This is a genomic window from Azospirillum thiophilum (assembly GCF_001305595.1).
Lineage (GTDB): Bacteria > Pseudomonadota > Alphaproteobacteria > Azospirillales > Azospirillaceae > Azospirillum > Azospirillum thiophilum.
The window spans coordinates 641,226-661,327 of the sequence record NZ_CP012401.1 but is presented as its reverse complement, the minus strand read 5'-3'; the positions used below and the strand labels follow the sequence as shown (position 1 = coordinate 661,327).

Annotated in this window: 14 protein-coding genes; 7 read left to right on the top strand and 7 right to left on the bottom strand. The window is 67.8% G+C overall.

Annotated features, from left to right (window positions below):
- The first annotated feature begins 1 nt into the window (after position 1).
- Both pheT and AL072_RS02945 read left to right on the top strand, forming a co-directional pair.
- Positions 2-2,413, top strand: coding sequence for a phenylalanine--tRNA ligase subunit beta (gene pheT, locus AL072_RS02950; protein WP_045581582.1), 2,412 nt, complete (start codon positions 2-4; stop codon positions 2,411-2,413).
- A gap of 435 nt (positions 2,414-2,848) precedes the next feature.
- Entirely contained in the window at positions 2,849-3,199 is a 351-nt protein-coding gene (locus AL072_RS02945) for a response regulator (protein WP_245636732.1), read from the top strand.
- Between the two features lie 67 nt (positions 3,200-3,266).
- Here the strand turns inward: AL072_RS02945 and AL072_RS02940 are convergent, their stop codons facing one another.
- The 3 genes from AL072_RS02940 to AL072_RS02930 form a co-directional block, all read right to left on the bottom strand.
- Positions 3,267-5,045: a DUF3369 domain-containing protein gene (locus AL072_RS02940; RefSeq protein ID WP_052709957.1), complete on the bottom strand. Its 1,779-nt coding sequence runs from the start codon at positions 5,043-5,045 to the stop codon at positions 3,267-3,269.
- A 61-nt stretch (positions 5,046-5,106) separates the two neighbouring features.
- Positions 5,107-6,066, bottom strand: a complete 960-nt coding sequence (locus AL072_RS02935) for an SH3 domain-containing protein (RefSeq protein ID WP_045581584.1) — start codon at positions 6,064-6,066, stop codon at positions 5,107-5,109.
- A complete protein-coding gene (locus AL072_RS02930) occupies positions 6,063-6,989 on the bottom strand; it encodes a LysR substrate-binding domain-containing protein (RefSeq protein WP_045581585.1) in 927 nt (308 codons plus the stop codon). The genes AL072_RS02935 and AL072_RS02930 overlap by 4 nt, the downstream gene beginning before the upstream one ends.
- A gap of 161 nt (positions 6,990-7,150) precedes the next feature.
- Here AL072_RS02930 and AL072_RS02925 point away from each other — a divergent pair, with 161 nt between their 5' ends.
- Both AL072_RS02925 and AL072_RS02920 read left to right on the top strand, forming a co-directional pair.
- Positions 7,151-7,375 (top strand): hypothetical protein, encoded by a 225-nt coding sequence (locus AL072_RS02925; protein ID WP_045581586.1) that lies wholly within the window; start codon positions 7,151-7,153, stop codon positions 7,373-7,375.
- A 49-nt stretch (positions 7,376-7,424) separates the two neighbouring features.
- Positions 7,425-8,513, top strand: coding sequence for an asparaginase (locus AL072_RS02920; RefSeq protein ID WP_045581587.1), 1,089 nt, complete (start codon positions 7,425-7,427; stop codon positions 8,511-8,513).
- A 49-nt stretch (positions 8,514-8,562) separates the two neighbouring features.
- Here the strand turns inward: AL072_RS02920 and AL072_RS34825 are convergent, their stop codons facing one another.
- A complete protein-coding gene (locus AL072_RS34825; RefSeq protein WP_045581588.1) occupies positions 8,563-9,102 on the bottom strand; it encodes a hypothetical protein in 540 nt (179 codons plus the stop codon).
- A gap of 230 nt (positions 9,103-9,332) precedes the next feature.
- Here AL072_RS34825 and AL072_RS02910 point away from each other — a divergent pair, with 230 nt between their 5' ends.
- Entirely contained in the window at positions 9,333-9,938 is a 606-nt protein-coding gene (locus tag AL072_RS02910; protein WP_045581589.1) for a hypothetical protein, read from the top strand.
- Between the two features lie 61 nt (positions 9,939-9,999).
- Here the strand turns inward: AL072_RS02910 and lepA are convergent, their stop codons facing one another.
- Complete coding sequence (gene lepA / locus AL072_RS02905; RefSeq protein ID WP_045581590.1) at positions 10,000-11,802, bottom strand: translation elongation factor 4; 1,803 nt, start codon at positions 11,800-11,802, stop codon at positions 10,000-10,002.
- A 545-nt stretch (positions 11,803-12,347) separates the two neighbouring features.
- On the opposite strand from lepA, the gene AL072_RS02900 reads away from it, so the two are divergent.
- A complete protein-coding gene (locus AL072_RS02900; RefSeq protein WP_052709958.1) occupies positions 12,348-15,182 on the top strand; it encodes a pentapeptide repeat-containing protein in 2,835 nt (944 codons plus the stop codon).
- A gap of 48 nt (positions 15,183-15,230) precedes the next feature.
- Here AL072_RS02900 and glgA read toward each other — a convergent pair whose 3' ends face one another.
- Both glgA and glgC read right to left on the bottom strand, forming a co-directional pair.
- On the bottom strand, positions 15,231-16,697 hold the full coding sequence (glgA, locus tag AL072_RS02895) for a glycogen synthase GlgA (RefSeq protein ID WP_045581591.1): 1,467 nt from the start codon (positions 16,695-16,697) through the stop codon (positions 15,231-15,233).
- Positions 16,698-16,788: 91 nt separating this feature from the next.
- Positions 16,789-18,060: a glucose-1-phosphate adenylyltransferase gene (gene glgC, locus AL072_RS02890; protein WP_045581592.1), complete on the bottom strand. Its 1,272-nt coding sequence runs from the start codon at positions 18,058-18,060 to the stop codon at positions 16,789-16,791.
- A 658-nt stretch (positions 18,061-18,718) separates the two neighbouring features.
- Between glgC and AL072_RS02885 the strand changes: the two genes are divergently transcribed.
- Positions 18,719-20,038, top strand: coding sequence for an ammonium transporter (locus tag AL072_RS02885; protein ID WP_045581593.1), 1,320 nt, complete (start codon positions 18,719-18,721; stop codon positions 20,036-20,038).
- Positions 20,039-20,102 lie beyond the last annotated feature (64 nt).

The window sequence follows — 20,102 nt, the reverse complement described above, 5'->3', positions numbered from 1 at the left end:
GATGAAGTTCACGCTGTCCTGGCTGAAGGACCATCTGGAAACCGACGCCTCGCTCGACCAGATCACGGAAAAGCTGACCGCTCTCGGGCTGGAGGTGGAAGGCGTCCTCGACCGCTCGAAGGAGCTGGCGCCCTTCCGCGTCGCCCATGTCGTGTCGGCAGAAAAGCACCCGGACGCCGACAAGCTGCGCGTGCTGATGGTCGATACCGGCGCCGGCACCCTGCAGGTGGTCTGCGGCGCCCCGAATGCGCGCGCCGGCATGAAGGGTGTCTTCGCGCCGGAAGGGACCTATGTCCCGGGATCCGACATCACGCTGAAGAAGGGCGTCATCCGTGGTGTCGAGTCGAACGGCATGATGTGCTCCAAGCGCGAGCTGAAGCTGTCGGACGAGCATGAAGGCATCATCGAGCTGCCGGACGACGCTCCCGTGGGCGCCGGCTTCGCCGACTATGCCGGGCTGAACGATCCGGTCATCGACATCAACCTCACGCCCGACCGCGCCGACTGCGCCGGGGTGCGCGGCATCGCCCGCGACCTTGCCGCGGCCGGCATGGGGACGCTGAAGCCGTTGGTCGAGGGGCATCTGAACGCCGCGCCGGTGGAGGGCCGCTTCGCCAGCCCGATCGGCGTGACGATCGAGGCTCCGGAGGCCTGCCCGCTGTTCGTCGGCCGCTATGTTCGCGGCGTGAAGAACGGCCCGTCGCCGAAGTGGCTGCAGGACAAGCTGGTGTCGATCGGCCTGCGCCCGATCTCGGCGCTGGTCGACATCACCAACTACCTGACCTTCGACGCCGCCCGTCCGCTGCACGTCTTCGATGCCGACACGGTGACGGGCAACATCACCGTCCGCATGGGCCGCGAGGGCGAGACGCTGGCGGCGCTGAACGGCAAGGAATACGCGCTGGACGGCGCGATGACCGTGGTGGCCGACGACGCCCGGGCGGAGGCGCTGGCCGGCATCGTCGGCGGCGAGCCGACCGGTTGCACCGAGGCGACCGTCAACGTCTTCGTCGAGGCCGCGCTGTTCGACCCGGTGCGCACCGCCCAGACCGGCCGCCGGCTGGGCATCGACTCCGATGCCCGCTATCGCTTCGAGCGCGGCGTCGATCCGGCCGCGGTCTTCACCGGCATGGAGCGCGCCACCCGCCTGATCCTCGATCTCTGCGGCGGCGAGCCGTCGGAGCTGGTGGTCGCCGGGGCCGAGCCAAACTGGAAGCGCAGCCTGAGCCTGCGTCCGGGCCGGGTCGCGGCGCTGGGCGGCGTCGAGCTGCCGCGCGACCGTCAGGTGCGGATCCTGATGGACCTCGGCTTCACGGTGGAGCGCGAGGACGAGGAGGGCCGGCTGGTCGTCGGCGTTCCGTCCTGGCGGGCCGACGTCCATGGCGAGGCCGATCTGGTCGAGGAGGTGCTGCGCGTCCACGGCTTCGATGCCATTCCGGCGACGCCGCTGCCGCGCGAGACGGTGCTGACCCGTCCGGCCCTGACGCTGAAGCAGCGCCGCGTGGCGCTGGCCAAGCGCACGCTGGCCGGCCGCGGCCTGTCGGAAGCCGTCACCTGGTCCTTCCTGGCCGGCCCGGTCGCCGCGCTGTTCGGCGGAATCGTGCCCGGCCTGCAACTGGTCAACCCGATCAGCAGCGACCTGGACGTCATGCGCCCGTCCATCCTGCCGAACCTGATCCAGGCCGCCGGCCGCAATGCCGACCGCGGCCATGCCGATGTCCGCCTGTTCGAGGTCGGGGCTGCCTTCCGCACTCCGGCGCCCGACGGGCAGGATACGGTCGCCGCCGGCATCCGCGCCGGTGCTGCGGTGCCGCGCCATTGGGCGGAGAAGGCGCGCGCCGTCGACGTGTTCGACGCCAAGGCCGATGCCCTCGCGGTGCTGGATTCGGCCGGCGCCCCGACCGCCAACCTCCAGGTCACCGCCGACGCGCCGGGCTGGTACCATCCCGGCCGGTCCGGGGTGCTGCGGCTCGGCCCGACGGTGATTGCGCGCTTCGGCGAAATCCACCCGTCGGTGCTGGAGGCGCTGGGCGTCAAGGGCCCCGTCGTCGGGTTCGAGGTGATGCTGGACGCCGTGCCGCTGCCCAAGAAGAAGGGTGGCACCGCCAAGCCGATGGTCCAGCTCTCCCCCTTCCAGCCGGTGGAGCGCGATTTCGCCTTCGTCGTCGACCGCAAGGTGGAGGCCGACCGGATTCTCCGGGCGGCGAAGGGGGCCGACAAGGCACTGATCAAGGATGTCGCGGTTTTCGACATCTATGAAGGGCCGGGCGTCGGCGAGGGGCGCAAGTCGATCGCCGTGTCCGTCACCTACCAGCCGACGACAGCAACCTTGACCGAAGAGGCGATCGAGGCCACCGGGCAAAAAATCGTCGCATCGGTGATCAAGGCGACCGGTGGAACTCTTCGTTCGTAAGCAATTCCTCTCAAGGTTGAGAAAAACACCGTTTCCTGGAACGAAAGGCCCTTGCCACCGCAAGGGCCTTTTGTTTGTGGCTTGAGTTTGGAAAAGCTGTTTTGCCCCGGCGATGGAAATTTGCAATCATATGATGAATCGCTGATTGAAGAGACTGGAGTGCATCCGGTAAGGGAAGACCCTGGTACTCTTCGGTGCTGTTCAATGTTCGGCGGCTTTGTGACATTCAGTGGAAAGATTGCGTATCAGCTTCATCTATTTTCGGTAAGCCCATGATATGGTTGATATCACCGTTATCGCACAGGCTAGGCTTGCATTGCCTTGGCGTGCTTGGTGGCAATCAGGATGTCGAGGACGGAGTGGGGCAAATCAATGGCTGAACCAACAAACGATCAAGCAACCGAATCTGTAACATATAAGCCACTTATCATTGTGGTGGACGACGACCGTTCGATCGTGGAAGGGTTGGAAATCCTTCTGGATGGCTGGGGGTACGAGGTGATGACCGCGCTGAGCGCCGCCGCTTTGGAACAGCAGTTGGGCGGCCTGACCCGGGCACCGAACCTGATCATCGCCGATCATTATCTGCCGGGCGGCCGGACCGGCCGCGACGTGGTGGAACTGGTGCGCACGGCGACCGGGCAGGCGGTCCCGGCCATCATCCTGACCGGCGACAGCACTCCGGAACGGCGGGACGAGGCCGAACTGCTGGGCTGCCAGCTGCTGTTGAAGCCGGTCCAGGTCGGCCCGCTGCGCGATGCGGTCGAAGCCCTGAGCAGCCGTTGACCGCAGCCGCTCACCGCAGCCGCTGACGGCGATTTCTGATCGGGCTTTCCGATCCCCCGTCCCCGCGTCAGGCTGCGCTCAACCCAGAGTCCGGGCCGACCGCGCCGATCTCCGGCGCCACCGCCAGGAAGGCGTCTGCCACCGCCGGGTCGAAGCGCAAGCCGGCCAGCCGCCGGATTTCCGCCACCGCCTCCTCATGCCGCATCGCCGCCCGATAGGGGCGGTCACGCGTCATGGCGTCGTAGGCGTCCGCGACCGCGACGATGCGGGCGCACAGCGGGATCGCCGCGCCGGTGCGGCCGTCGGGATAGCCGGTTCCGTCCCAATTCTCATGATGCCAGCGTGCCACGGCGGCCCCCAGATGCAGGTGGGTCGGACCGTCGGTCAGATGGCTTGCCTGATCCAGCAGGGCTGCGCCGGCGACCGTGTGGGCCTGCATGGCGCGGCGCTCCGCCGGATCGAGCGGGCCGGGTTTGGCCAGGATGTCCGGGTTGATCACAGCGTTGCCGATATCGTGCAGGATGGCGGCCAGCCCGATGATCTCCAGCGTGGACTCGTCGAGCGACTCGGGGAACCGCCCATCGGCGTGCAACCGGCGCGCGATGCGTTCCGTCAGGGCGGCGATGCGCAGCGACCGGCTGAACCGGCCGCCGGCGGGATCGCCCGCTGCCGCCCCGCTGTCCGCCGCATCCGCCTGCCCATCCGCCAGGACGTCCGCCGTCAGGGCGCCACGGCCGCGTTCGGCCAGATCGGCCAGAGCCGCCAGTGTGCCCTGCTGTGCCCGGTAGAGCTGCTCGTAATGATGCAGGTTTTCGAAGCCGACGGAGATCTTGCCGCAGAACACCTCGATCAGCCGGCGGTCCAGGTCGGACAGAGGCCGGCCGGAGCGCAGATAGACCACCGTCTCGCGGTCGTTCGGCGTGCGGATATAGAGCGTGCAGTGGTCGCCGGCATAATGATGCGCCCGCTTTTCCAGGCAGGCGCCCACCGCGTCCAGCACCGCCGGGTCGACATGGCCGGCCGCGGGTTCGTTGATCAGCGCCTCGAACCGGCCGGACCCGGCCAGCACATACAGCCCGTCACAGCTGACGGCCGTGCCGGTCCGGGGATGCGGGCCGCGCTGCACGCACAGGATCGCATCCGGCCCGACCCCCAGCAGCCCCGACAGTTGGGTCAGGACGCCGGCGGCGAACAGCTTCATCGACCGGGTGCGGAACAGCGACGACGACGCCTCGATGATCTTTTCCAGCCCGCGCCGGTTGGCGTCGATCGTCACGATGTCCTCGTAGGACCGCAACGCCGCGACGGTGGTGGTGAAGAGCTGCTGCGCGGTCAGCTGGGTCTTCGCCTTGTAGTCGTTGATGTCGTAATCGAGGATCACCGCCCGTTCCGGCGCCTGTCCCGGCTGGCCGGTGCGCAGGATGATCCGGACATTGCGGTTCTGCAGCTCTTCCCGGATATGGTGGACCAGCCGCAGGCCGGCATCCTCGGTCTCCATCACCACGTCCAGCAGGATCAGCGCGATGTCGCTCTCCCGCGCCAGAATCCGCCTCGCCTCCGCGGCGGAATGGGCGGACAGGAAGCGCGCCTTGCGCCCCTTGTAGGTGAAGTCGGACAGGACGAGCTTGGTGATGGAGTGCACCTCCGGCTCGTCGTCGACGATCAGCATGGTCCAGCGGTTGCCGGGCGGCCCGTGCCCGCCTCCGCCACAGCCGCCGGCTTCGCCGTCCACGGGATCGGTGCCCGCCGGATCGCTATCGTCCAGGAAAACGAGATTTTCGTCCCCGTCACCCTCCTCGGGCGAAGGGGGGTCGGTTTGCGGCTCGGTCGGGTTGGCGTTTGTCATGGCACTTTGATCATGAAGGGATCATGAGGATGGGCGCAGCCGGCCCGCATGGTGGGAACCATCAAAACGTATCCAACTCGATCACCGTACAATCGAGTCCGCGTTGCGCCAACGTGCCGCAGGCGGTGTCGACCTGCAAGCGCGTGAACGGTGCCACCCCGACCCCGTAGAGCAGCCGGGCCTTCTGGAACACCGGCCAGACCATCGGCGGCAGGTCGCGATAGGCGCTGCCCGGTCCGGCGGTGAACTCCCTCCAGGCGCGCAGCCCCTCGGCATAGCTGACATAGTCGCCCAGCTTGATGCCGTACAGCATGCCCGGCTCGACCGGCGGCATGCCCGGCAGCGGATAGGGTGCCACCACCCCGACCAGCCCCTGGACCGGGGCCAGCGCGCGGGTGCCGGCGGGCAGCGCCAGCGTCGCCTCGCCGTTCGCGGCGCCGATCAGCGCGACCACGTCGCCCTTGCGCAGGGTGAAGCCGCGCCGCTTGCGGTTCGCCAGGATCTCGGTCGCGGCGATGGGAGCGGCGGCGACGACATAGCCCTCCGCCGGAGTCTGGGCCGCCTTGTCCCAGGCCGCGCGCGGGACGACGGCGGCGCTGCGGTGGGGCGGGAGAGCGTCGGCCGGCTGGGAGCCGGCGGACTTGGGCGGCCGCGGCCCTTCTCCGCCGATCGCCGGCCGGCCGGTGACCATCAGCGCCGGGTCCAGCGAATCGGCCGGGACATAGCCGATGGGCTGGCCGCCGATGGCGACCTCCGTCCAATAGGTGCCGCGCGGGGTGCCGAGCGCGTTGAGCGCCTTGCCCTGCTTCATCGTCATGACGATGCGCGCATCCTCGCTTGGGCCGATCCGCACCTCGATGTCGCGGTTCAGCACGACTTCGCCGGTCAGCGGGGCGCCGATGGCGACCGGACTCTGCGCCCGTGCCGGTGGGGCGGCGGTCACGGCTCCGGCAAGGGCGGCACCGGCAAGGGCAAGGATCACCGGCAGGGAGCGGAGGGCGGTTGTCCGGATTCCACTCATGCGGCGGTCTCCTCCACGGGCTCCGCCGGCTTCCGGCCCAGCAGCTGGCGGCCGACCAGATCATGGATGGCGTCGGCCAGCAGCCGCACCGGCTTGGGCGCCACGCCGCGAGCCCGGTGCAGGGCGATGTCGATGTCCGGCAGGTCGGGAAAGCCCTCCGCCGCGCCGATCCGGCGCAGGCTGGGCGGCACGGTGCAGCACTCCATCGCCGTCACCCCCAGCCCGCCCATCACCGCGCCATGGACGGCGACGACGCTCTTGCTGGTGAAGGCGACGCGCCAGTCACGGCCGATCCCGTCCAGCGCGGCGACCGCGAGGTCGCGCACGACGCAGCCCTTGGGGAACAGCGCCAGCGGCAGCGGATCAAGGCTGTCGACCGGTCGGTATCCCGCCTGCGGCACCGGGTCGAGCGGCGGGGCGACCCAGGCCACCGGCTCCTGCCGCACCAGCTCGCCGCCGCTGTCGCCGGCCTTGCGGGTGACCAGCGCCAGGTCGTAGCGGCCCTTGTCGATCTCGGCCACCAGATCGGGGCTGTTGTCGCACACCACCTCCACCATCACCTCGGGGTAGGCGGCGTTGAAGCGGGCCAGCACCTCGGGCAGCAGCATGGTGGCGTAGTCGTCGGGCGTGCCGATGCGAACGCTCGCCACCGTCGGGCTGCGGTGCATCAGCGCCATCACCTCGTCGTTCAGCGTCAGCATGCGGCGGGCATAGGCCAGCAGCACCTCGCCGTCGCGGGTCATGCGGACGCCGTGGGTGTCGCGTTCGAACACGCGCTTGCCGACGATGCCTTCCAGCCGGCGGACCTGCTGGCTGACCGCCGCCTGGGTGCGGCCGAGCCGTTCGCCGGCGCGGGTGAAGCTGGCGCTGTCGGCCACGGCGACGAAGGCGCGCAGCAGGTCGGTGTCGAGATTGGCGGGCATGGATGGTGAACCGGAAGTTGCCGCCCATTCAAACAGAGCGCCGGCCGCTCCGCAATGGCGCGGTCATCACGGATCGTGATGACGGCATAATGCCTATTCGTTTCCAAGGGAATGACGGGCGCCCCATTGTCGGCCTCCAATCCTCTGAGGAGTGTCCGATCATGTCGCTGTTCGCCGCCTGGACCAGCGTGACCCTCGGCGCCGCCCGGATCGAGCCGGCCGCCCTGCCGACGCCGGCGGTGCCGGAGCCGCGGCGCTTCCGCCTCGCCCACAATCCGCTTGCCGGTCCCGCCGGGCATCCCCGGTTCCGGCCGGTGGCGGAGCCGGCATCGGTTTCCGTCCGGACTCCGCTGCCGGCGGCGGGCCGGCTGTGCCTTGAGAAGTAGGTGGCCGGCAGCCTATCCTGCGGCCGGAACCAAAAAGGAGGGGCGGGCGATGGCGCGGGTCTATGTGCTGTACACCGGGGGCACCATCGGGTGCGTCGCCAACGAGGACGGGGCGCTGGCTCCGGTGCCGGGCGCGGCGTTCGAGGCGCTGGTCCTGACGATGCCCGGCCTGTCCGGCCATGGGGTGCGGGGCTATGACGGGCTGAGCTGGACGATGGGCTGGTTCGACCGCACGCTCGACAGCTCCAACATGACGCCGGCGGACTGGCTGGCCATCGCCCGCCGGCTGCTGTCGGTCTATGACGAGTATGACGGCTTCGTCGTGCTGCACGGCACCGACAGCATGGCCTACAGCGCGTCGGCCCTGTCCTTCCTGCTGCCCGGCCTGTCGAAGCCGGTGGTGTTCGGCGGCTCGCAGGTGCCGCTGTCCTTCACGCTGAGCGACGCCCCGGCCAATCTGGTCGGCGCCATCGTCGCGGCGGGTACCCTGCCGGTGCCGGAGGTCTGCGTCTATTTCGACACCAGGCTGCTGCGCGGCAACCGCTCGTCCAAGGTCGACGCCAACCGCTTCGCCGGCTTCGATTCGCCGAACTTCCCGCCGCTCGCCACCATCGGCAGCGTGGTCGCCCGTAACGAGCTCTATTGGCTGCCGATGCCGGGCGAGGAGGTCTCGCTGGCCGGGGCGGAGAACCGGACCCGGCGGCTGGCGGCGCTGGAGGCCCAGGCGGCGGCGCTGGCCGGATTCTCCGTGGTCATGCTGTGGCTCTATCCCGGCATCCGCGCCAGCACGGTCTCGGCGATGCTGACCGGCACCGACCCGGCGGCGAAGGGGGCGGTGCTGCTGGCCTTCGGCGAGGGCAACGGCCCGACCGACCCGGAGTTCCTCGACGCCCTGTCGGCCGCGGTGAAGGCCGGGGTCGTGCTGATGGACAACACCCAGGTCCAGCGCGGCGCGGTGCTGCCCGGCGCCTATGCCACCGGGCTGGGCGCGGTCGGCGCCATCGGCGCCTATGACATGACGCCCGAGGCCAGCTACGCCAAGCTGGTCTGCCTGCTGGCCGCCGGCCTGGACGCCGACGCCGTCAAGGCGGAGATGCCGAAGCCGCTGGTCGGCGAACTGACGGTGATCGAGGGGTGACGTCTGTCGGGCGGCGGGAGGCTGGGTCGGCCTCCCCCGTCCGGTGTCCTTACTGGCCCATGGGGGGCTGGGTCGGCGTCATCATGCGGTCCGGCGTGCCGTTCATCGGGGTGCCCATCGGGGCGCTCATCGAGCCGCCCATGGAGCCGCTGCCCATGCCGTTGCCCATCTGCTGGCCGCCCATGGCGCCGCCCGTCGAGCTGCCGTAGCCGGTGGTGGCCTGGCTGCTGTACTGGGCGAGTTGCTGCAACTCGTTCCGGTCATGCATGATGACGACCTGTCTGCCGCGCCGTTCGAAGGACGCCGGGGTCAGCATCATCGTCTGGCCCGTCCCCGCCAGCTTCAGCTCGACCATCGTCTGGCCGTCGGCGCCGGTGGTCACATTCTGGATGGTGCCCGCGACCGGCCCGCCATGGCGGTGGACCACCCGCTTGCCGATCATGTCGCGGCTGGCCTGGACGTCGCGGGCACCGCTGTCCATCGTACTGTTGGCGGCGTTGGCCCTGCCGGAACTGGTTTGGGCATGGCCCGGCGCGGCGGCGGCCAGCAACAGCAGGGCCGGAACCGCGGCGGCGAGAAACTTGCGCATGTCATCCTCCCGGAGTGAATCACAGATGAGGGGCGCCCGGCGCCGTCGCGCGCCCACGCCCCTGCTTGATGACACGCCAGACGCCGGTTTGTTTCGTGTCCGCCTGCGATTTTCCAGCGCAGAGGCCGAATTAAGGCAAAGTTACAACCTGAACATCATTGTTCATTTGGAGTCCAAACGAAAACGCATGGATACTGTCGTCCCGTATCGGAAACCGATGGATTGACTCCATGGCCTCTCTTTCTCCGGCATACCGTTCTGGCGATATCATCATCAGCGACGGGACCATTTCCCATTGCGCCCTGGTGATCGGAGAGAAGGTCGTCTATCTGCGGAACAAGGTGCGGACCGACTGGGCCACCCTTCACGCCACCGGGTTCGGCAGCGACCAGCCGCGCAACGGCATCAAGAAGGGCGAACTGACCAATATGGGCCGGGGACGCCTGTTCAGGTCGCGCGTCATGACCGATCAGCAGGCCGAGGCGGTGCAGGCAACCGCGCTGCGCTTGCAGATGGCCTCGTCCTCCTACGGCACGTCCAGGGCGGTCTTCGCCTGGGCCGGCTCGACCAGTTTCGGCGAGGGAGCGTTCGGACGGCTGCAGAAATACAAGGAACGCCTGTCCCATACCGAACATCAGGGCGTGGTGAAGAACGTCTTCTGTTCGGAGTTCGTGATCCTGTGCTACCAGCTGAGCTTCCTGGACGACGCGCAGAAGACCAAGCAGACCAATCCGCTGTTCATCACCCTCGACGCCAAGCACAGCTATCCCAAGCACCTGCGCGAGTATCTGCGGAAGAACCCGACCCATTGGGAGGAAGGCGACTTTCCGCCCTGACCGGCGGACGGCATTTCCGGCAAGAAAAAAGGCGGGCCGAAGCCCGCCTTTTTCACGATCTTTATTCGTCGCCCATCTTGAGCGCAGCGATGAAGGCGCTCTGCGGGATTTCGACCTGACCGAACTGGCGCATGCGCTTCTTGCCTTCCTTCTGCTTGTCCAGCAGCTTGCGCTTGCGGCTGATGTCGCCGCCGTAGCATTTGGCGGTCACGTCCTTGCGCATGGCGCTGATGCTCTCGCGGGCGATGACCTTGCCGCCGATGGCGGCCTGCACGGCGATCTTGAACAGCTGGCGCGGGATCAGCTCCTTCAGCCGTTCGCACAGCTGACGGCCGCGGCGTTCGGACTGGCTGCGGTGGACGATCATCGACAGGGCGTCGACCGGCTCGGCATTCACCAGGATCGACAGCTTGACGAGGTCGCCTTCCTCATAGCTGTCCATCTGGTAGTCGAAGCTGGCATAGCCGCGGCTGATCGACTTCAGCCGGTCGTAGAAGTCGAACACCACCTCGTTCAGCGGCAGGCGGTAGACCAGCATGGCGCGGGCGCCGGCATAGGTCAGCTCGATCTGCTGGCCGCGCCGCTCGGTGCAGAGCTGGAGGACGCCGCCGAGATACTCGTCGGGCAGCATGATCGTCGCCTTGATCCACGGCTCGTCGATGTGGTCGATCCGCATCACATCGGGCATGTCGGCCGGGTTGTGCAGATCCCGCACCGTGCCGTCGGTCATCGTCAGCTTGTAGACCACCGAGGGGGCAGTGGTGATCAGGTCGAGGTTGAACTCGCGCTCCAGCCGCTCCTGGATGATCTCCAGATGCAGGAGGCCGAGGAAGCCGCAGCGGAAGCCGAAGCCCAGCGCCGCCGACGTCTCCGCCTCGTAATGGAAGCTGGCGTCGTTCAGCTTGAGCTTGCCCAGGCTGTCGCGCAGCCGCTCGAAATCGGCGGCGTCGACCGGGAACAGGCCGCACCACACCACGGGAATCGACGGCTTGAAGCCCTCCAGCGCCTGGGCCGCCGGCTTGCGCTCGTCGGTGATGGTGTCGCCGACCTTGGTCTGGGTGATGTCCTTGATCGCGGCGGTGATGAAGCCCATCTCGCCCGGCCGCAGTTCGCCGGTCAGCAGCGCCTTGGGCGTGAACACGCCGACGCGGTCGACGTCATGGGCCGAGCCGGCGGCCATGAAGCGGACCTTCTGGTTCACCTTCAGCACGCCGTCGACGACGCGCACCAGGATGACGACGCCGAGATAGGGATCGTACCAGCTGTCGACCAGCAGCGCCTTCAGCGGCGCGTCGGCATCGCCCTTGGGCGGCGGCAGCCGCTTGACCACCGCCTCCAGCACCGCGCCGATGTTGAGGCCGGACTTGGCCGAGATCTCGACCGCGTCGGAGGCGTCGAGCCCGATCACGTCCTCGATCTGCTGCTTGATCCGCTCGGGTTCGGCGGCGGGCAGGTCGATCTTGTTGAGGACCGGGATGATCTCGTGGTTGTTGTCGATCGCCTGATAGACGTTGGCGAGCGTCTGCGCCTCGACCCCCTGGGAGGCGTCGACCACCAGGATCGAGCCCTCGCAGGCGGCCAAGCTGCGGCTGACCTCATAGGCGAAGTCGACGTGGCCGGGGGTGTCCATCAGGTTCAGCGTGTACTGCTTGCCGTCCTCGGCCTTGTAGAGCAGGCGGACGGTCTGGGCCTTGATGGTGATGCCGCGCTCACGCTCGATGTCCATGCTGTCGAGCACCTGCTCGCGCATCTCGCGCGCGTCGAGGCCGCCGCACTGCTGGATCAACCGGTCGGCAAGGGTCGACTTGCCATGGTCGATGTGGGCGATGATCGAGAAATTGCGGATGTGCGAAAGGTCAGTCATCGGGGCCCGGACAAACGAGAGTTTGCCGGGAACATAGGGCCGGCGCGGGTTGGGCGCAATGACGGTGTGCTTGGCGCTGCGGCGGGGAGTGGACCGTTTGGAACGGTATGGAACATTTTCCGGCGGCTGTTCACTGGTCCATCGACTGCGGCCGGTCTTGCCGGCGGGCGGCGGATGGAACGTTTGAAACAGTGTGGAACGGTTTTCGCGGCGTGTTCCATGTTCCATCCTGGGGTGCGGGGGCTTCGGGGGCACCCGCCCGGAATGATAGGGCGGATGCGGCACGATGCCCATCTTGATCTCTAAATGGTGGAAATGGGACAGTGGGGAGCACGAAAAGAGACGGCAGGGCCGGTAATGCGCGTTCGTTTCCTCCATGACGGTGATGGCCTTCTCCAGGAAGAGGCGAGCGGAGGCTGCACTGCGCCACGCTGGCTGATCGCAGGCGGGGGCGCGCTGCTGATACCGGGGCGGGATTGGATCGCCTCCCACGGCTGAGGCTGGCGGGCGGCGACAGGCGACAGTGCGGATATAAGGAGCGCATCATGGTTGCGGTTGAGCGGGCCAGCCTTGCGCGGGCGTTAAGCAAGGTGGCGGTCGATCTGGCCGACCTGAATTTCGGCAGCGCGATCAAGGGGGTGATCGATGCCACCGGCGCTTTCAAGCCCGATCCCCAGACCCCACCCACGGCGGAGGAGGGGGCGAAGCTGCTGCTTCAGCGCGCCGCCTATGCCGCCGCCATCCGCACCATCCAGGCGGAGGCGCGCAACGCCCTGGCCCTGGCGGCGGAGGCCGACCTGCGGGAAATCGAGGCGGCCATCCTGGGCACCACCGCCGACGCGGCCCTGGAACTGACCGCAACGGCCTTCGCCGATCCGGAAGGCTGGCCGGCCCTGGGGGCGTTGCTCACCCTGTTCGACGGGTTCATGCGGGCCTGTGCGGTGCCCGACCAAAAGCGGCAGCCGATCCGCCGCGCCTTCGCCGACGCGCTGCCGCTGGCGCTTGCCGGAGAGTGGCGGAATACCGAGCGGGAGAAGGAGTACCAAGCGCTGCGGGCGGCGCTGGAGCCGACGCCATTCGACCCGGCGGCGCAACGGTCGTTGCAGTGGAACGCCTACCGCGACCGCCTGGTCAAGGCGATGCATGCGCCGTTGCGGGCGCTGAACCCGGAGAAGATCCGCTGTTCCCTGAACGACCTCTATGTCCCCCTACGGGCCGCGCTGGGTGATCCGGAGGCGCCGGAGAGGACAGGCGGAGAGCGGCGCAAACGGACTCTCGTCTGGCTGGACGACACGCTGTACGGCTGGGCGACCCGGACTGACCTTGCTTCGTCCGACCGCATCCGCGTGCTGTCCGGGGAACCCGGCGCCGGCAAATCGAGTGCCTGCATGAGGCTCGCCGCCCGGTTGGCGGCGGAAAAACGGCGGGTGCTGCTGGTGCCGCTCACCCGGCTCAACATCGCCAAGGACTCGCTTGGGGAGTTGGCGCGCTATCTAACTGTCGACCTCGGGCATGATCCCTTCATTTCTCTATCGGCCGGTGAGCCTCTGGTGCTGATTCTGGATGGGCTGGACGAACTGGCCAAGGCAGGCCAAGGGGCGACAGTGCTGCTGAGCGGGTTCATCACTGATTTGGGACAGCGCCTGTCTGAGTGGAACCGTGACGACACCTGCGTGCTGCTGTTGCTTGCCGGTCGGCCGGGTGCCGCCGGTGCCGCGGTCGCCACCGGGGCTATCGGCCGCGGCGATGAAGCCCGTCTGCATGTGCTGCGCTATCGCATCGGTGCGGGCAACCGTTACGGTTACGAACCAGGGGAATTGGCTGGTCTCGACCAACGGTTGGACTGGTGGGACCGCTTCGATCCCGTGAGCGGGATGCCCGAGCCACTGAAACGCGATGACCCGCATATAGACTCGCTGACCGAGCAGCCGCTGTTGAACTGGCTGCTGGCCCAAATTCTAACCGAGGAAGGGCCGGAGCAGGCTGCGACAATCAGCGGTGTCCATGACCTCTACGCCCGCCTGTTCGGCCATGTCCTCGACCGTATTCATCGGCGACGTCACGGGGATGGTAGTACGGAGGCAATCGACCCTGTTCGTGGGCGACTGGAAGAGATGCTGGAGGAGGTCGCGGTGGCAGCATGGCATGCTGGCACCGACCGCGCTGTACCCTTGAGTGATGTGGAAAAGCGGCTGGCCGACAACAGGCTTGCCGGGGAGTTGAAGCGTCTTTCTGACGACACCGATGCAGCACTAACGTCGTTGCTCGACAGCTTTTTCTGTCGCGCCCACCAGGGGGTAGAGCACCGGCTGGTCGAATTCACCCATAAGAGCTTCGGTCAGTTCCTCGTCGCCCGTCGGGTGGTGCGCTTATTGCGGGAGATGCCGAACGCGCAGGAGGTCCGGCAGAACAGGATAGATGCTGCATTGAAAGATTGGCTGGAACTATGCGGTCCGGCGATCATGGACCGGGCGACCTACGATTTTTTGTCCGCACAAGTGGCAGCCGAAGGCGGTCGAGACCTGCTAGAGGCGGTCAGATGGCGGGACGCCCTATCCAGCCTGTTGGTGGAGTGTCTAGAAAAGGGCATGCCTTTGCCGGACGGTGCGATACGCTCACGGGTTAGCGAACGGCTGGTTCGCAATGCCGAGATCGCCATGCTTTGCGCCATCGCAGCAACTTTCCGCGTTCCGGCGGGAAAACCCGCTCCCATCCGCATTAATTCTGCGATCTTGGCAGCAACCCTGCATCGCCTCGCCGGCCCTCCGATGGAGTCGTCCGTCGTTCGGGATACATTCTACATCTTTGACCTGAGGGGCGCTTACCTGAGGGGCGCCGACCTGAGAGGTGCCAAGTTGGCGGGCGCCGACCTGACGCGCACCAACTTGGCGGGTGCCGACCTGACGCGAGCCAACCTGACGGGCGTCAACCTGACGGACGCCAACCTAACGCGCGCCAACCTGACGGGCGTTAAGCTGATGGACGCCAACCTGACGGGCATTAACCTGACGGACGCCAACCTAGCGCGCGCCAATCTGACGGGCGTCAACCTGACGGGCGCCAACCTGATGCGCGCCAACCTGACGGGCGTCAAGCTGATGGATGCCAACCTGATGGGCGCCCACCTGCGAGGCGCCAACCTGACGGGCGTCAAGCTGATGGACGCCAACCTGACGGGAGCTAACCTGACGCGCGCCAACCTGACACGTGCCAACCTGATGGGCGCCAACTTGATGGGTGCCAACCTGACGGGCGCCAACCTAACGCGTGCTAGCCTGATGCGCGCCAACCTGACGGAAGCCAATCTGAGGGGCGCCGACCTAACGCGCACCAGCCTGATGGACGCCAATCTGACGGGCACTAACCTCGAACCAGGGTAATTGGAACCTAACCAACTTTCCGCCTGATCCAGGCGGCAAGGTGCTCCGTTATTTCGCCACCCCCCGATACAGCTCCATATACTCCTCTGCCGGGCCGTGCCAGCCGAAGTCCCGCGTCATGGCGCGGCGCTGCATCGCCTGCCAGCGCTCCGGCTTGCGGTAGATCCCCAGCGCCCGGCGCAGCGACCACAGCAGTTCCTGGGCGCTGGCCTCGACGAACTGGAACCCCGTCGCGCTGCCGTCGGCGCTGGCGGCCGGGTTGGCGTCGACCACCGTGTCGGCAAGGCCGCCGGTGCGGCGGACCAGCGGCAGCGTGCCGTATTTCAAAGCGTAGAGCTGGGTCAGGCCGCAGGGCTCCGACCGCGACGGCACCAGGAACAGGTCGGCGCCGGCCTGGATGCGGTGGGACAGCGGCTCGTCATAGCCGATGCGGACGCCGACCGATTGCGGATGCCACTGGGCGAGATGGCGGAAGCCGGCCTCGCTCGCCGCCTCGCCGCTGCCCAGAACCACCAGCTGCCCGCCCCAGCCGATCCATTGCGCGGCCGCCTCCAGCACCAGGTCGAGGCCCTTGTGCCAGGTCAGCCGGCTGACCACCGCGGCCAGCGGCGCGTCGGGGCGGCGGTCGAGGCCGAAGGCGGATTGCAGGTCGGCCTTGCAGGCGTCCTTGCCGCCCAGATCGTCGGGGGTGTAGCGGGCGGGAAGATGCGGGTCGGTCGCCGGATTCCACACGGCATAGTCGACGCCGTTCAGGATGCCGGTCAGCACGTCGGCGCGGCTGGCGAGCAGCCCCTGCAGGCCGGTGCCGTGCTCCGCCGTCTGGATCTCGTTGGCGTAGGTCGGGCTGACCGTGGTCAGGCGGTCGGCGTAATAGCAGCCGGACTTGAGGAAGCTGACATTGCCGTAATACTCCACCCCGTCGACCCGGAAGCTGGAGGAGGGCAGGCCGAGGTCGCCCATCATCCAGGGGCCGAACAGGCCCTGATAGGCGATGTTGTGGATGGTCAGAACGGTGCCCGGCCGGAACGGGCCGGAAAAACGGTCGGGGCGCAGCGCCAGATAGGCCGGGATCAGCCCGGCCTGCCAGTCATGGCCGTGCAGGATGTCGGGCCGCCACCAGGGATCGTAGGACGGCTCCGCCGCGAAGCCGGCGGCGACCCAGGCCAGGGCTGCGAAGCGCTGGGCGTTGTCCGGCCAGTCCTTGCCGTCCGGCCCGAGATAGGGGTTGCCGGGGCGGTCGTAGAGCGACGGCGCGTCCAGCACATAGGCCAGCACCCCGTCCGCCGTGCGGCCCATGCGCAGCCGGGCGCGGTCGCAGCCGGGCAGGTCGGTGATCAGCTCCCCGACCTCGTGCAGGTTCTGCAGGCTGCCCAGCACCGCCGGGTAGCCCGGCAGCAGCAGGCGGACATCGGCCCCGGCGGCGTTCAGGGCCGGCGGCAGGGCGGCGGACACGTCCGCCAGCCCCCCGGTCTTGACCATCGGGTAGCATTCGGACGTGACGTAGAGGACGCGCATCGGGACGGCACTCGGGTAAAAAAGGCGGGAAAGGCGGAGACGGACGGCCCTGCCGCCCGCAGGGGGAGACGGGCGGCAGGCAGGCCGTCGCCTACGCCTTCGGCAGCTTCTCGATCATCTCGCGGGTGATCAGGACGACGCCGCCCTCGCTGCGGTGGAAGCGGCTGGCGTCCAGCTCCGCATCCTCGCCGACGACGAGGCCGTTGGGGATGGTGACGCCGCGGTCGATCACCACCTTCTTCAGCCGGCAATGGCGGCCGATGTCGCATTCCGGCAGCACCACCGCCTCGTGCAGCTCGCTGTAGGAGTTGACGCGGACCGAGCTGAACAGCAGCGAGCGCCGCACGGTGGATCCGGAGATGATGCAGCCGCCCGAGACCAGGCTGTCCACCGCCATGCCGCGCCGGTTCTCGTCGTCGAAGACGAATTTGGCCGGCGGCAGCTGCTCCTGGTAGGTGAAGATCGGCCAGTCGCGGTTGTACATGTTCAACTGCGGCGTGACGTGGCAGAGGTCGAGGTTGGCCTCCCAATAGGCGTCGATGGTGCCGACGTCGCGCCAGTAGGGGGCATCGTCCGGCGCGTCGATGATCGCGCTGTCGGCATAGTCGTGGGCGACGATCCGCGCGCCCGCCTTGACCAGATGCGGGATGATGTCCTTGCCGAAGTCGCGGCTGGAGCCGGGGGTGGCGACGTCGCGTTCCAGCTGGTCATACAGGAACTGGGCGTTGAAGACGTAGATGCCCATGCTGGCCAGCGCCATGTCGGGGCGGCCCGGCATCGGCGGCGGGTCGGCCGGCTTCTCGACGAAATCGATGATGCGGCGCTCGTCGTCGATGTGCATCACGCCGAAGCCGCTCGCCTGTTCGCGCGGGACCGCGATGCAGGGGACGGTGACGTCGGCCTTGCGGTCGATGTGGTCGAGCAGCAGCGCGCCGTAATCCATCTTGTAGATGTGGTCGCCGGCCAGGATCAGGACATATTCCGGCTCGTGGTCGCGCAGGATGTCCAGGTTCTGGAACACCGCGTCGGCGGTGCCCTGGTACCATTCCGTCTCGCTGATGCGTTGCTGGGCCGGCAGCAGGTCGCAGAACTCGTTCATCTCGCCGCGGAAGACGTTCCAGCCGCGCTGAAGGTGGCGCAGCAGGCTGTGCGACTTGTACTGGGTCAGCACGCCGATGCGGCGGAAGCCGGAATTGACGCAGTTGGACAGCGCGAAGTCGATGATGCGGTACTTGCCGCCGAAATAGGTCGCCGGCTTGGCCCGCCGGTCGGTCAGCTGCTTCAGACGGCTTCCGCGTCCGCCGGCCAGCACCAGCGCCACCGCACGCCGCGGTGCGAGGCGCAGATCCCGTTTGTCGAGCATGGCCGTTACCCCCTTTGCCTTATTCTTGCAGCCGCGCGCGAGCGGCCTACCTGTGTGGAGGCGTTGACGGTGCCACAACTCGCCGCCATGTCCAATAGGCCCGGCGGGGGGAGCGTCTCGGCCGACCGGCCGCCGGTCTTAGGGCAGGCATAGGCCGGACGGGCGGCGGATGGGCGGCCATGGCAGGACGGGATACGAGGTGTGTCCTTCGTGCCGCGCCGCTGACCGCCGCGCGCCCAGTGCGTGCACAAATTTTCATCATTTGCCGGAAAGGCAGCCAAGTTGTGGTGCCGGCCCCGTGCAGTCCGCCCTGTCAAACGCCCGTCAACCGTCCGGCGATCGCTAGAAAGCCTGAAAATTGCGGGCCAATGTCAGCGCCGACATCTGCCCATTTTCTGGGCGATCGGGGGGCGCGACTCGTAAGGGGCTGCCCGTTCGGGGGTCCAGGCAGGGGACAACCCTGACGATTCCAAGCCGTTTTCGGTTGGCACGCTTCTTGTAACGCTGGAGGCGTCCTTGGTCCCGTCCGCCGCCCCGTCTTTGCCGGGGACGGGGCGACCGGGACGGGGTCGTCCCGGGGCGGCGCCCGCGCGGAACACCTCCGGTGCCGTGCCGGCCGCCTCGGGGCGGGAGCGATTTTGGAGAAAGAGGAGCCTCGATGAACCGTCTCTTCCTTATGGCCGCACCGATGATCGCGGTTGCTCTTGGCGCGGCCGGCCTGCCGGTCGCTGCCTTTGCCCAGGACGCGGCGGCGGCAGCCACCCCGGCGCCGACGCTCAGCGCGGGCGATACCGCCTGGATGCTGACGGCGACGGCCCTGGTCCTGTTCATGACCATTCCGGGCCTGGCGCTGTTCTACGGCGGCATGGTGCGCAAGAAGAATGTCCTGGCCACGGTCATGCAGAGCTTCGCGATCTGCTGCCTCGTGTCGATCCTGTGGATCGTGATCGGCTACAGCCTGGCCTTCAGCGAAGGCAGCCCCTATGTCGGCGGCCTGTCCAAGGCACTGCTGAACGGCCTGACCAAGGACAGCCTGTCCGGCGTGATTCCGGAATCGGTCTTCATCGTCTTCCAGATGACCTTCGCGATCATCACCCCGGCCCTGATCACCGGCGCCTTCGCCGACCGCATGAAGTTCTCCTCCATGCTGGTGTTCACCGCGCTGTGGTCGGTCGTCATCTATGCCCCGATCACCCACTGGGTCTGGGGTCCGGGCGGCTATCTGATGGGTGACGGCGTGCTCGACTATGCCGGCGGCACCGTCGTCCACATCAATGCGGGCGTGGCCGGCCTGGTCGCGGCGCTGGTGCTCGGCAAGCGCAAGGGCTATCCGAACGAGAATTTCGCCCCGCACAACCTGGTGCTGAGCCTGGTCGGCGCCGCCATGCTGTGGGTCGGCTGGTTCGGCTTCAACGCCGGTTCGGCGGTTGCCGCCGACGGCCGTGCGGGCATGGCCATGCTGGTCACGCAGATCGCCGCCGCCGCCGCCGCTCTCGCCTGGATGTTCGCGGAGTGGGTCCTCAAGGGCAAGCCGTCGGTTCTCGGCATCATCTCCGGCGCGGTCGGTGGCCTCGTCGCCATCACCCCGGCCTCGGGCTTCGTCGGTCCGATGGGCGCGCTGGTCATCGGCGTGGTCGCTGGCGTGGTCTGCTACTGGGGCGCCACCGGCCTGAAGCATGCGCTCGGCTATGACGACAGCCTGGACGCCTTCGGCGTGCACGGCATCGGCGGCATCGTCGGCGCCGTCCTGACCGGCGTCTTCGCCCAGGAAGCCATCGGCGGCACCGCCGGCCTGCTGGAAGGCAATGCCGGCCAGGTCGTCACGCAGCTCTACGGCATCGTCGCCACCATCATCTACTCGGGCATCGGCTCCTTCATCCTGCTCAAGGTCATCGACGTGGTGATGGGCCTGCGCGTGGAAGAGGACGTGGAGCGCGACGGTCTCGACCTCGCCCTGCACGGCGAGAGCATCCACTAAGACAAAACCCTTTCCCACAGGGTCTCTCGCGAGAAGGCCGCCGGGTTTCCGGCGGCCTTTTCAT